Consider the following 12,200-nt stretch of genomic DNA (forward strand, 5'->3'; position numbering starts at 1 on the left):
ATGGACCTGATGACCTGGCTGCCGGTGGCATGGTTCGCGGTGATCGGCTTCGGCGTGCTGATGTACGTGGTGCTGGACGGCTTCGTGCTCGGCATCGGCATCCTCGCTCCGTTCGCCGAGGACGAGGAACAGCTGGACCTGATGATGAACACCGCCGCGCCGATCTGGGACGGCAACGAGACCTGGCTGGTGCTCGGCGGCGCCGGCCTGATGGCCGCCTTCCCGAAGGCGTATGCCGTACTGCTGTCGGCGCTGTACCTGCCGGTGCTGCTGCTGGTGGTGGCGCTGGTGTTCCGTGGCGTGGCCTTCGAGTTCCGCTTCAAGGCGCACCGTTCACGGCGGCTGTGGAGCGTGGCGTTCGGCCTCGGTTCGCTGCTGGCCACCTTTGCCCAGGGCGTGATCCTCGGCACGCTGGTGCAGGGCCTGCCGCTGGTCGATGGCGTGTACCAGGGCGGCGCGTTCGGCTGGTTCAGCCCGTTCGCGATGCTGACCGGTGCCGCGCTGGTAGCCGGCTACGCACTGCTGGGCAGCACCTGGCTGATCCTGAAGACCGAAGGCCGCGTGCAGGCGCTGGCCCGGCAGATGACCCGCCCGCTGGTGGTGGCGGTGATCGCGGCAATGGGCCTGGTCAGCAGCTGGCTGCCGTTCCTGCAGTCGCGGCTGATGGACCGCTGGTTCAGCGACGGCAACTTCTGGTGGTTGTCGCCGGTGCCGCTGCTGACCTTGGCGGTGGCCATCGCGCTGTGGCGCAGCGCCACCCATCCGCGTCGCGACCTGCCGCCGTTCCTGCTCAGCCTGGCCTTGTTCGTGCTGGGCTTCGCTGGCCTGGTGCTGGGCATGTGGCCGTACCTGCTGCCGCCGTCGATGACGCTGTGGCAGGCCGCCGCGCCGGCCTCGTCGCTGGGCTTCACCCTGGTGGGGCTGGTGGTGCTGCTGCCGGTGATCCTGGGCTACACGGCATGGTCCTACCGGGTGTTCCGCGGCAAGGTACGCGCCGACGCCGGCTACCACTGAACCGGCTCGCTGGATCGGTCCATGCGGGGGGCGGTCGCTGACCGCTCCCCGTTGTGCTTTGTGAAACATGTCATCCCTGTGTCGGACGTGCTAGCGTGCGCTCCTTTCCGGCAGCCAGGGGGGCAGCCGGCGACGTCCTGGACGGATGCATGGCTGCAGGAATGGGGGGCAGCCGCGTGTCGCCGTAATGGCTCGAGACTCTCGTTCGCCCATCGAAACATCACCGGTAATGATCGAATTTTCCGTTGTCGACTGGGCCGCCTGGGCGCCTGGCCTGACCGAGCGTAGCCAATGGATGGGCTGGGCCGGAGCACCGTTCCTGCCGCAGGGTGAGGACACGCCGGCGCTGGCCGAGATTCCGGCCATGCAGCGCCGCCGGATCGAGCGCCTGGGCCGCATGGCGATCCAGGCCGCGTGCTGGTGCGAGGACGGGCAGGGTGCTGACAGCCAGGTGCCGCTGGTGTTCGCCAGCCGCCATGGCGATGTCGCCCGATCGATGGACCTGCTGGGCTCGCTGGTGGCCGATCAGCCGCTGTCGCCCACCGGCTTCGGCCTGTCGGTGCACAACGCGATCGCCGCGCTGTATTCGATCGCCCGCGGCCACCGGGGCAACTACCTGGCGTTGTCCGCTGGCCAGTCTACGGTGGAAGCGGCGTGCCTGGAGGCCGTCGGCCTGCTTGGTGATGGTGCCAGTGAAGTGCGGATCGTGGTCTATGAGTCGCCGTTGCCCGACGTTTACGCCGAATTCGCCGACGAACCCGACCCGTTCTTCGCCTGGTGCTGGCGCCTGGCACCCGCCGGTACTGCCGGCGGCAGCGATCTTTCGCTGTCCTGGCAGGTCGCCGGCGACGCCGGGCCGACCGCGCCGGGCGTGTTGCCGCATGCGCTGGACCTGCACCGCTTCCTGCTGGCCGGGGATCCGCAGCTGCAGCACGTGACCCAGGGCCAACGCTGGTCCTGGCGCCGCCGTGGCTGAGGCGCTGCGCCGCCTTGATCATGCCTGGCGGGTGTTCGGCACCGGCCTCAGCTTCGCCGCGTTTGGCGTCGGCGGCCTGTTGCTGGGCGTGTTGGTGATGCCGGTGCTGCTGCTGATGCGCGACCCGGTGACCCGCCGCCGCCGGGCCCGCCGGCTGGTCCAGCGCGCCTTCGCCAGCCATGTGTGGCTGATGTGCCGGCTGGGCGTGATGACCCTGCAGGTCGACGGGCGCGAACGCCTGCAGCGCGACGGCCTGCTGGTGCTGGCCAACCACCCGACCCTGATCGACGTGGTCTGCCTGATCGCCCTGCTGCCCAATGCCGACTGCGTGGTCAAGCGGGCGGTGGCCTGCAACCCGTTCATGCGCGGCCCGGTGCGTGCCGCCGGCTACATCTCCAATGACGACGGCGCTGGGCTGGTCGATGACTGCGCGGCGGCCGTGCACGCCGGCGGCACCCTGGTGATCTTCCCGGAAGGCACCCGCAGCGTGCCGGGGCAGCCGTTGCGGCTGCAGCGTGGCGCGGCCAACATCGCCGTGCGCGGACGCCTGGACATCACCCCGGTGCGCATCACCTGCACCCCGCCGACGTTGACCAAGGGCCAGAAGTGGTATCGTGTACCCTCACGTCGTTTTCACGTTCAGCTGCAGATCGGCGAAGATATCCCGATCGCGCCGTTCCTGGCCGAAGATGACTCGCCAAGGGGGGATGCCCTGGCGGCCCGTCGCGTCACCGACCACCTCACTCGTTATTTCGACCTGTCTGGAGATCCGACCCGTGCAAGCACTTGAGCACGAGATCAAGGAATTGATCATTTCCTCGCTTTCACTGGAGGACATCACCCCGGAGGACATCGATCCGACCGCGCCTCTGTTCGTGGAAGGCCTCGGCCTGGACTCGATCGATGCACTGGAACTGGGCCTGGCGCTGCAGAAGAAGTACGGTGTCAGCCTCTCGGCCGACTCGGAAGAAACCCGTCGCCATTTCTCCAGCGTGCGCGCGCTCGGCGAGTTCGTCGCCGCCCGCCAGTCGTAAGGCGCCAGGAACTGCCATGACCAAGAATGAACTGTTCGAGCGCATCGTCCGCATCCTGACCGACAGCTTCGAGATCGAGCCGGCGCGGATCAGCCCGGAATCGCGCCTGTACGACGACCTGGACATCGACAGCATCGATGCCGTGGACCTGATCGTGCAGCTCAAGCCGCTGCTCGGCCGCAACCTGCAGCCTGAAGCGTTCAAGGCCGTGCGCACCGTGCAGGACATCGTTGATGTCGTGCATGGCCTGCTGCCCGGTCAGGCCGCTGCCTGACAGCAGCACGGACGCCGCGACCATGGCACGGGCACGCATGGTCGTGGTGGCAGCGATTTCGCTTGCCTATCCGGTGCTGGTCTACCTGGCGATGGGCCGCTTCGAGCCACGCTGGCTGTCGCTGCTGCTGTTCGCGCTGGCCCTGCTGCGCGCGCTGAGCACCCGCCAGCCCTTGTGGTGGGCCGCCGCCGCCGGCGCGGGCCTGCTGGCCGGGCTGGCCACCGTGCTCAACCAGGCCCTGCCGCTGAAGCTGTACCCGGCGCTGGTGAACGTGGTGATGCTGACGGTGTTCGCCACCAGCCTGCGCTTCGGTCCGCCGCTGGTGGAACGCCTGGCGCGCCTGCAGGAGCCGGACCTGCCACCGTTCGCGGTGGTCTATACCCGCCGCGTCACCCAGGTGTGGTGCGGCTTTTTCGTTCTCAATGGTGGTCTCGCCCTGCTCACCGCGCTGTATGCGTCGGACCGGGTCTGGATGCTCTACAACGGATTGTTGGCGTACGTGATGATGGGATTGTTGTTCGGGGGCGAATGGCTGGTACGGCGTCGGGTCAAGGCAGCGCACGCGCATGGCTGACTGGATTGCCCTGGACCGGCTGCTGATCGCGGCGCAGCCCGGTCGTGACATCGGTATCTGCGATGGCACTGCCCTCGACCATGTCGCCTTCCGCCTGCGCGTACTGGCCTGGCATGACGCTTTCAGCGCTGCCGAAGGTCGTGACTGGGCGCTCTACTTCGATGACACCGTGGCCTTCGCTGCGGCGTTGTTCGGTGCCTGGCATGCCGGCAAGCGGGTGTTCCTGGCCGCCGACAACCTGCCCGCGACATTGCAGGCGCTGCAGCCGCAGGTGAGTGGCTTCGCAGGTGACCTGTCGGCGGATTACCAGCCGTTGCAGGCCACCAACAGCGCCGCCGCCGACGTGGCGCTGCTGCCGTTGGACGAGCGCGCCTGCGAACTATGCGTGTTCACCTCCGGCAGCACCGGCCAGCCCAGCGCGATCAGCAAGCGGCTGGACCAGCTGGCACGCGAAGTCGATGCGCTGCAGGCCGCCTTCGGCGCCCAGCTCGATGGGGCCCAGGTGCATGGCACCGTGTCCCACCAGCATATCTACGGCCTGCTGTTCCGCGTGCTGTGGCCGCTGGCTGCCGGCCGTGCGATCCAGCCCCGGCGCTTCTTCCACGAAGACCTGGTGGGCGCGCTGGCCGGTACCGACACGGTGCTGGTGGCGACCCCGGCCCATCTCAAGCGCCTGCCCGAGCAGCTCGACTGGGCCAGCCTGCACGGCCGCCTGCGTGCGGTGTTCTCCTCCGGCGGCCCGCTGCCCGAGGACGCCGCGCGCCAGGTCCGCCAATGGTTGGGCGTGGCGCCCACCGAGGTTTACGGCAGCAGTGAAACCGGTGGCATCGCCTGGCGCCGCTGGGACACCGATGCACCGCCGTGGCAGCCGTTGCCGGGCGTGCAGTGGCGGATCGAGGAGGACTGCCTGGCGGTGGCCTCGCCGCACCTGGAGACGTTGGACTGGTGGCGCACCCAGGATCGCGTGGAAGCACTGGCCGATGGCCGCTTCCGCCTGCTGGGCCGTGCCGACCGCATCGTCAAGATCGAAGAACGCCGCGTTTCGCTGGATGCACTGGAGCGCGCGCTGCGCGAGGATCCAGAAGTCGAGGACGTGCGCGTGCTGGTGCTGCAGGGCCAGCGCGAGCAGTTGGCGGCCGTGGTGGTGCCGGCCGATCCGGCGTTGGCACGTGCCGGTGACGGCGCACGGCGTGCGCTGGGACAGCGGCTCGGTGCGCGGTTGGCGCAGGGCCACGATGCGGTCACCCGGCCGCGGCGCTGGCGCCTGGTCGAATCGCTGCCGATCAATGCCCAGGGCAAGGTCACCCAGGCCGCACTGGTGGCGTTGTTCCAGCCGATGATGCCGGTGCCGGTCTGGGACTGTCGCGACGAGGCGGCGGCCACCCTGCGGATGACGCTGGACCCCGCGCTGCGCGCGTTCCAGGGCCACTTCCCGCAGGCGGCGATCCTGCCCGGCGTCGCCCAGCTGGACTGGGCGGTGCGCTTCGGCCGCCAGGCCTTCGTGTTGCCGGTTGGTTTCCAGCGCATGGATGCAGTGAAGTTCCAGCGCGTGGCCCGCCCCGGCGACGAGCTGACCCTGCACCTGGACTGGGACACCGGGCGCGGCGTGCTGACGTTCCGCTACACCTCGGTGCATGGCGTGCACGCCAGCGGCAGGGTGGTGTTCGCCGATGCGCATTGAGCCGGCCACCGCTGGCGGCGCGTTCGCGCCGCTGGTGGTCATTCCCGTGTACGACCACGAACACGCCATCGGCGCGGTCGTCGATGGCGTGCAGGCTGCGGGCCTGCCCTGCCTGCTGGTCGACGATGGCTCGCAGCCGTCCTGCGCGCTGGTGCTGCGGGAACTGGCACAGCGAGCGGGTGTCGACCTGCTGCGGCTGGACGTGAACCAGGGCAAGGGCGGTGCGATGCTGGCTGGTTTCGCCGAAGCGCAGCGTCGTGGGTATACCCATGTGCTGCAGATCGATGCCGACGGCCAGCACGACACCGGCGACCTGCCGCGCTTCATCGACGCCGCCCGCGCGCGGCCGGACGCCGTGATCTGCGGCATTCCCGCCTACGATGCCAGTGTGCCGAAGGCGCGCCTGTATGGTCGCTACGCCACCCACATCTGGGTGTGGATCAACACGCTGTCGCTGCACCTGCGCGACACCATGTGTGGATTCCGGGTGTATCCGCTGCCGCCGGTGCTGCGCCTGGTCGGCGAGGAAACCATCGGCCGGCGCATGGATTTCGACACCGAAGTGATGGTGCGCCTGTACTGGCGGCAGGTACCGGTCGACCACCTGGCTACGCGGGTGACCTATCCCGCCGACGGCGTTTCGCATTTCGATGTGTGGCGCGACAACGTGCGCATCAGCCGCATGCATACCCGGCTGTTCTTCGGCATGCTCTGGCGCGCGCCGCGCCTGCTGTGGCGCCGCCTGCAGGGGCAGGGCTGAGATGAGCCACGCGCACGACGCCCCGCACTGGGCCGACATCGGCGAGTCCACGTCGGTGGCCGGCGTGCTGTTCCTGTGCTGGGTGCACCGCTGGTTCGGGCGCTGGCCGTTCCACCTCTGCGTGTGGCCGGTCGTGGCCTGCCACTGGCTGGGCAACCGCGTCGGTCGCCAGGCCTCGATGCAGTACCTGCAGCGGCTGCAGGCCCATGCCGGTGCGCTGGGCCATGCGCCCACCCGGCGTGACAGCCTGCGCCACTTCTTCAGCTTCGCCGACACGATGCTGGACAAGATTCTCGGCCTCGGCGGCCGCTATCCGCCCGAGCGCATCCGCCTGCAGCGTGACCTGGTGCTGGGCAGGATCGCGCGCCGCGAAGGCGGCCTGATCCTGACCGCACACATCGGCTGCCTGGAACTGTGCCAGGTGCTGGCCGAGCAGGTGCCGGGCTTCCGCATCACCGTGCTGGTGCATACCGCGCACGCGCAGCGCTTCAACCGGCTGCTGCAACGGCTGGACCCGCTGGCCGCGGTGGAGCTGGTGCAGGTTACCGAGATGGGCCCGGCCACGGCGATGATGCTGGCCGACAAGGTCGCCTCGGGTGGCTTCGTCGCCATCGTTGGCGACCGCGTGCCGGTGCAGGGCGGGCGCAGCGTGATGGCTGATTTCCTCGGCCACCGCGCGCCGTTCCCGATCGGCGCCTATGTGCTGGCGGCCGCGCTCGGCTGCCCGGTCTACACGATGTCGTGCCTGCACCAGGGCGACGGCTATCGGGTGGCATTCGAACAGTTCGCCGGCCGCGTGGTGCTGCCGCGCGGTTCACGCGATGCCGCACTGGCCGAACAGGCGCAGCGCTTCGCGCGCTGGCTGGAACTCCAGGTCATCCAGTCCCCGTTGGACTGGTTCAATTTCTTCCCCTTCTGGGATCAGGCTCCTCATGACGATTGACGCCGTACCCGTGTGCCGTTTCGGCGATGCACCGCTGACCATCGAAGACGTGGTCGCCCTGGCCCAGCGCAAGTGCGAGGCCGCGCTGAGCGATGTGCCGGCGTTCCGCGCACATATCCGGCGTGGTGCCGACTTCCTCGACCGCCTGCTGCGCGAGGATGGCGTCATCTATGGCGTGACCACCGGCTACGGCGATTCGTGCACGGTGAACATTCCGCCGGCGCTGGTCGCCGAGCTGCCGCACCACCTGTACACCTACCATGGCTGCGGCCTGGGCCGTTACCTGGACCCGGCCGAGACCCGCGCCGTGCTGGCCGCGCGCCTGGCCTCGCTGGTGCGCGGCATGTCCGGCGTCAGCGTGCCGTTGCTGGAAGGCCTGGCCACGCTGCTGCAGCACGACGTGCTGCCGTTGATTCCGGCCGAAGGCTCGGTGGGCGCCAGTGGCGACCTGACCCCGCTGTCGTACGTGGCGGCCGTGCTGTGCGGCGAACGCGAGGTGCTGCACGACGGCCGCGTGCAGCCGGCTGCCGACGTGCTGGCGAAGATCGGCATGACGCCGCTGAAGCTGCGGCCGAAGGAAGGCCTGGCGATCATGAACGGCACGGCGGTGATGACCGGCCTGGCCTGCCTGGCCTGGCAGCGCGCCGATTACCTGGCACGCATGGCCACGCGCCTGACCGCGTTCAATGTGCTGTCCAGCGATGGCAACGCGCACCATTTCGATGAAACCCTGTTCGCCGCCAAGCCGCACCCGGGGCAGTCGCGCATTGCCGCACGCCTGCGCAGCGACCTGCACAGCGAGCGCCCGCCGCGCAACGAGCAGCGCCTGCAGGACCGCTACTCGCTGCGCTGCGCGCCGCACGTGATCGGCGTGCTGGAAGACACCCTGCCGTTCCTGCGCCAGCTGATCGAAACCGAACTGAACAGCGCCAACGACAACCCGCTGATCGATGCCGACGGCGAGCGCATCCTGCACGGTGGCCACTTCTACGGCGGGCACATCGCGCTGGCGATGGACACGCTGAAGAATACGGTTGCCAACATCGCCGACCTGCTCGACCGGCAGCTGGCGCTGGTGGTCGACGCCCGCTACAACCACGGCCTGCCGGCCAACCTGTCGGCGGCCACCGGCCCGCGCGCGGCGATCAACCATGGCCTGAAGGCGCTGCAGATCAGCGTTTCCGCATGGACGGCCGAGGCCCTGAAGCAGACCATGCCGGCCTCGGTGTTCTCACGGTCCACCGAATGCCACAACCAGGACAAGGTCAGCATGGGCACCATCGCCGCGCGCGACTGCCTGCGCGTGATCGAACTGACTGAACAGGTGGTGGCGGCCATGCTGATCGCTGCCCGCCAAGGCCTGGCGCTGCGCGAACGGGTTGGCATGAACGCGCAGCTGCATGGCAGTCTGGCCGACATGTACGCCGACCTGGGGCAGCGCATCGCCCTGGTCGAAGAAGACCGCGCGCTGGATCGCGAACTGCGGGAACTGCTGGTGGAGATCCGCGCGCAACGCTGGGAGCTGTATGTCGGTGAATGAAGGCAACGAACTGGTCGGCGAGGTCGAGCTGGCCCCCGCTTTCCATGACTGCGATCCGATGAACGTGGTCTGGCATGGCAACTACTTCAAGTACTTCGAGATCGCGCGCTGCGCGTTGCTGAAGCGCTACGACTACGACTATCCGCAGATGCTCGAATCGGGCTACCTGTGGCCGGTGGTAGACGCGCGGGTGAAGTACGTGCGGCCGCTGCTGTTCGGCCAGGCGCTGCGCGTGCGCTCGCGCATCGTCGAGTGGGAGAACCGGCTGAAGATCGAATACGAGATCCTCGATGCGGAAAGCGGCCAGGTGCTGACCCGCGCAATGACCATCCAGGTCGCGGTCGACGCGGCCAGCAAGGAAATGCTGTACCAGTGCCCGCCGGTGCTGTGGCAGCGTCTTGGAGTGCCTGCCCCGTGAACCGATCCCTTCGTCTTCCGCGCGTGCTGCTGTGCGCGCTGCTGCTGGTGGCCGCACCGCTGGTGCAGGCGGCTGATGCCGCCGTCGATGCCATCACCCAGGCCGTCGCCCGACCGGATGTGCTGCGTGGTCAGTTCACCCAGGAAAAGCAGGTCAGCGGTTTCAAGAACCCGCTGCGTTCGCAGGGCCAGTTCGTGGTCGCGCGCAAGCACGGCGTGATCTGGTCCACGCTCAAGCCGTTCCCGTCGGAGGTGGTGGTCACTGCCGACCGAATCCTCAGCCGCCAGCGCGATGGCAGCACCCGCGTCGAACTGGACGCGCGCCAGCAGCCGGCGATGCGCTCGGTCAACGCGATCATGTTCGCGTTGATGAGCGGTGACGTGCAGGCACTGTCCAGCCAGTTCAACGTCGAGGCCACCCGTGAAGGGCAGGGCTGGCGCCTGAAGCTGACGCCGAAGTCGGCGATGCTGGCCAAGGCCTTCCAGTCGCTGACGTTGCAGGGCGACCGTTACGTGCGCCAGGTCGAGATCATCGAAGCCAACCAGGATCGCACCCGCATCCAGTTCACTGCGCTGAGCGAAGCGCCGGCCACGTTGAACGCCGACGAGGCGCGCCGCTTTGAGTGACAGCGCCGCACCGGATCGCCTGCGCCGCTGGTGGCACTGGCTGGGCATCGCCTGGCTGCTGCTGTTGCTGGTGCTGGGTGCGCAGCAGTGGCGACTGTGGAGCCAGGAGTCGCGGATCGACACCGACATCCTCGCCCTGCTGCCGCAGGACGCGCACGACCGCCTGCTCAGCGACGTCACCCGGCGCATCGCCGATGGCAGTTCGCGGCAGGTGGTGGTGCTGCTCGGCAGTACCGACGGTGCCGCTGCCAAGCGCGCGCAGGCCGCGTTCGCCGCGGCGATGGCCAGTGATGCCGACAGCGCGCTGCTGGTGCCCAGTGGTTCGATCGAAGGCTGGTTCGATGAGGCACGTGCGTTCTACGCACCGTACCGCGATCGCCTGCTGACCCCGGCCCAGCGCGAGCAGTTGCAGCAGGCCGAACCCGGTGCGTTGGCCGAACAGGCACTCGGCGCGCTGTACGGCCCGATGGGCGCGCCGCGGTTGACCGAGTGGCGGCAGGATCCGCTGTCGCTGTGGCCGCAGTGGTGGCAGCAGCAGGCCCAGGGCTCCGGCCTGCGCCTGGGCGATGACGGCCTGCTCGAGGCCGAAGGCAAGCACTGGGCGGCGCTGCAGTTCGATACGCCGGGCTCGGCCTTCAGGCTCGATGGCGAGCGTCATCTCGATGGCCTGCTCGAACGCGCCGGACAGGCGGCCAAGGCCGCTGCGCCGGATCTGGAGATCCTGCATGCCGGCGTGCCGTTGCATGCCGAAGCGGCTGCCGTGCAGGCCAACCAGGAGATCAACACCATCGGCTGGGGCTCGCTGGCGGCGGTGCTGCTGCTGGTGTGGCTGGCGTTCCGCTCGCTGCGGCCGATCCTGCTGGTTGCCGCCTCGCTGCTGATCGGTTGTGGCGTGGCGCTGGCGGTGACCGTGCTGGTGTTCGACAAGGTGCATGTGCTGACCCTGGTGTTCGGTGCCTCGCTGGTTGGCGTGGCCGAGGACTACGGCATCCACTGGTTCGCTTCGCGCCAGGCCGAGCCGGCCGACCGTCGCTGGAAGCTGCTGCGGCATCTGCTGCCGGGCCTGTGGCTGGCGCTGCTGACCAGTGCGCTGGCGTACCTGGCGCTGGGCCTGGCGCCGTTCCCCGGCCTGCGGCAGATGGCGCTGTTCTCGGTGGTGGGGCTGGCCGCTGCCTTCCTCACGGTGATCTTCTGGTTCCCGTGGCTGGACGGTGGCGAGATCCGTACCACCCGCTTCGCGCAGTGGCTGGGCAACACGCTGGAGCGTTTCCCGCGCCTGCACGGGCGTCGCCCGGTGGCGATCTTCCTCGGCGTGGCCGCGCTGGTGTCGGCCATCGGCATCGCCCGCCTGCAGAGCAACGACGACCTGCGCAGCCTGCAGTCGTCGCCGCCGGCGCTGATGGCCCAGCAGATCCGCCTCAGCCAGTTGCTGGGCATGCCCAGCCCGGCGCAGTTCTACCTGGTGCAGGGCAGCGATGCCGCACAACTGCTGCAGCGCGAAGAAGCGCTGACCACGCGCCTGCGTGAACTGACCCACGACAAGCGCATCGGCGGTTACCGCGCAATCAGTGACTGGTTGCCATCGCCCGCGCGGCAGCAGGCCGATGCGGCGTTGACCGCCAGGGTGGAACCGGGCGTGCTGGCCGCGGTGGGCGAAGCGGTGGGCGAGCCGCTGCAGCGCCCCGCATTCGCAGCGGCGCCGCTGAGCGCCGAGGCCTTCCTCGCCTCGCCGGCGTCGCAGCCGTTCCGCCACCTGTGGGTCGGCAACGTGGGCGGGCAGATGATCAGCGTGGTGATGGTCGATGACCTGTCGCGTGCCGATGCACTGGCCACCCTGCGCGGTGCTGCCGAAGGCCTGGACGGCGTGCGCTGGGTCGACCGTACGGCCGATTTCTCGCAGCTGCTGGGCCACTACCGCAAGCTGATGGGCGGCCTGCTGCTGGTCGGCATCGTGCTGGTGTTCGGCGCCCTGTGGCTGCGCTACCGGCGCCAGGCCTGGCGCGTATTCGCACCGACCCTGGTGGCCGGCGCGCTCACCCTTGGATTGCTCGGCCTGTTCGGCCAGCCGCTGCAGCTGTTCAACGTGCTGGCACTGATGCTGCTGCTGGGCATGGGCATCGACTACGGCATCTTCCTGATCGAGCACCGCGGCGATGCCAGCGCCTGGCTGGCGGTGTGCGTGGGTGCGGCCAGCACCTGGCTGTCGTTCGGCCTGCTGGGTCTTTCGCAGACGCCGGCGCTGCGTGCGTTCGGGCTCACCCTGCTGTTCGGCATCGGCCTGGTGTGGCTGATCTCGCCGCTGTTCCGGCCGCCACCGCATGACGCTCCGCCGGCCTGACCGGGCACGCTTCATTCCGATT

General features: G+C 69.0%; 13 protein-coding genes. All 13 read left to right on the forward strand.

Annotated elements, in window-relative coordinates:
- The 13 genes from cydB (at window position 1) to M2299_RS11370 (ending at window position 12,178) form a co-directional block, all read left to right on the forward strand.
- Window positions 1-1,014, forward strand: coding sequence for a cytochrome d ubiquinol oxidase subunit II (gene cydB / locus M2299_RS11310; RefSeq protein ID WP_025878022.1), 1,014 nt, complete (start codon window positions 1-3; stop codon window positions 1,012-1,014).
- 229 nt (window positions 1,015-1,243) lie between these two features.
- Window positions 1,244-1,990, forward strand: coding sequence for a beta-ketoacyl synthase chain length factor (locus M2299_RS11315; protein ID WP_025878021.1), 747 nt, complete (start codon window positions 1,244-1,246; stop codon window positions 1,988-1,990).
- Window positions 1,983-2,780: a lysophospholipid acyltransferase family protein gene (locus tag M2299_RS11320; RefSeq protein WP_280884362.1), complete on the forward strand. Its 798-nt coding sequence runs from the start codon at window positions 1,983-1,985 to the stop codon at window positions 2,778-2,780. The genes M2299_RS11315 and M2299_RS11320 overlap by 8 nt, the downstream gene beginning before the upstream one ends.
- A complete protein-coding gene (locus M2299_RS11325; protein WP_005411610.1) occupies window positions 2,767-3,024 on the forward strand; it encodes a phosphopantetheine-binding protein in 258 nt (85 codons plus the stop codon). The genes M2299_RS11320 and M2299_RS11325 overlap by 14 nt, the downstream gene beginning before the upstream one ends.
- A gap of 16 nt (window positions 3,025-3,040) precedes the next feature.
- Window positions 3,041-3,298, forward strand: coding sequence for an acyl carrier protein (locus M2299_RS11330; protein ID WP_025878014.1), 258 nt, complete (start codon window positions 3,041-3,043; stop codon window positions 3,296-3,298).
- Window positions 3,299-3,320: 22 nt separating this feature from the next.
- Complete coding sequence (locus M2299_RS11335) at window positions 3,321-3,872, forward strand: membrane protein (RefSeq protein WP_025878012.1); 552 nt, start codon at window positions 3,321-3,323, stop codon at window positions 3,870-3,872.
- Window positions 3,865-5,553: an AMP-binding protein gene (locus tag M2299_RS11340; protein WP_218788187.1), complete on the forward strand. Its 1,689-nt coding sequence runs from the start codon at window positions 3,865-3,867 to the stop codon at window positions 5,551-5,553. The genes M2299_RS11335 and M2299_RS11340 overlap by 8 nt, the downstream gene beginning before the upstream one ends.
- Window positions 5,543-6,313: a glycosyltransferase family 2 protein gene (locus tag M2299_RS11345; RefSeq protein WP_080149573.1), complete on the forward strand. Its 771-nt coding sequence runs from the start codon at window positions 5,543-5,545 to the stop codon at window positions 6,311-6,313. The genes M2299_RS11340 and M2299_RS11345 overlap by 11 nt, the downstream gene beginning before the upstream one ends.
- Window position 6,314: 1 nt before the next feature.
- Complete coding sequence (locus M2299_RS11350) at window positions 6,315-7,256, forward strand: acyltransferase (RefSeq protein ID WP_280884363.1); 942 nt, start codon at window positions 6,315-6,317, stop codon at window positions 7,254-7,256.
- The gene (locus M2299_RS11355) at window positions 7,246-8,796 is read left to right on the forward strand and encodes an aromatic amino acid ammonia-lyase (protein WP_280884364.1); all 1,551 of its coding nucleotides are present in this window, start codon (window positions 7,246-7,248) and stop codon (window positions 8,794-8,796) included. Before M2299_RS11350 ends, M2299_RS11355 begins: the two co-directional genes overlap by 11 nt.
- A complete protein-coding gene (locus M2299_RS11360) occupies window positions 8,783-9,214 on the forward strand; it encodes an acyl-CoA thioesterase (RefSeq protein ID WP_025878003.1) in 432 nt (143 codons plus the stop codon). Before M2299_RS11355 ends, M2299_RS11360 begins: the two co-directional genes overlap by 14 nt.
- Window positions 9,211-9,840 (forward strand): outer membrane lipoprotein carrier protein LolA, encoded by a 630-nt coding sequence (locus M2299_RS11365; RefSeq protein WP_099785846.1) that lies wholly within the window; start codon window positions 9,211-9,213, stop codon window positions 9,838-9,840. The genes M2299_RS11360 and M2299_RS11365 overlap by 4 nt, the downstream gene beginning before the upstream one ends.
- Window positions 9,833-12,178: an MMPL family transporter gene (locus M2299_RS11370; protein WP_088101872.1), complete on the forward strand. Its 2,346-nt coding sequence runs from the start codon at window positions 9,833-9,835 to the stop codon at window positions 12,176-12,178. The genes M2299_RS11365 and M2299_RS11370 overlap by 8 nt, the downstream gene beginning before the upstream one ends.
- Window positions 12,179-12,200: the final 22 nt, after the last annotated feature.

Source organism: Stenotrophomonas sp. 1278 (assembly GCF_029892765.1).
Classification (GTDB): Bacteria; Pseudomonadota; Gammaproteobacteria; order Xanthomonadales; family Xanthomonadaceae; genus Stenotrophomonas; species Stenotrophomonas indicatrix.

What these genes read in the sequence shown, in the direction of transcription:
- M2299_RS11330 (WP_025878014.1), top strand. Translation starts at nt 3,041, where the DNA reads ATGACCAAGAATGAACTGTTCGAGCGCATCGTCCGCATCCTGACCGAC.
- M2299_RS11315 (WP_025878021.1), top strand. Translation starts at nt 1,244, where the DNA reads ATGATCGAATTTTCCGTTGTCGACTGGGCCGCCTGGGCGCCTGGCCTG.
- M2299_RS11360 (WP_025878003.1), top strand. Translation starts at nt 8,783, where the DNA reads ATGTCGGTGAATGAAGGCAACGAACTGGTCGGCGAGGTCGAGCTGGCC.
- M2299_RS11340 (WP_218788187.1), top strand. Translation starts at nt 3,865, where the DNA reads ATGGCTGACTGGATTGCCCTGGACCGGCTGCTGATCGCGGCGCAGCCC.
- M2299_RS11355 (WP_280884364.1), top strand. Translation starts at nt 7,246, where the DNA reads ATGACGATTGACGCCGTACCCGTGTGCCGTTTCGGCGATGCACCGCTG.
- M2299_RS11335 (WP_025878012.1), top strand. Translation starts at nt 3,321, where the DNA reads ATGGCACGGGCACGCATGGTCGTGGTGGCAGCGATTTCGCTTGCCTAT.
- M2299_RS11345 (WP_080149573.1), top strand. Translation starts at nt 5,543, where the DNA reads ATGCGCATTGAGCCGGCCACCGCTGGCGGCGCGTTCGCGCCGCTGGTG.
- M2299_RS11350 (WP_280884363.1), top strand. Translation starts at nt 6,315, where the DNA reads ATGAGCCACGCGCACGACGCCCCGCACTGGGCCGACATCGGCGAGTCC.
- cydB (WP_025878022.1), top strand. Translation starts at nt 1, where the DNA reads ATGGACCTGATGACCTGGCTGCCGGTGGCATGGTTCGCGGTGATCGGC.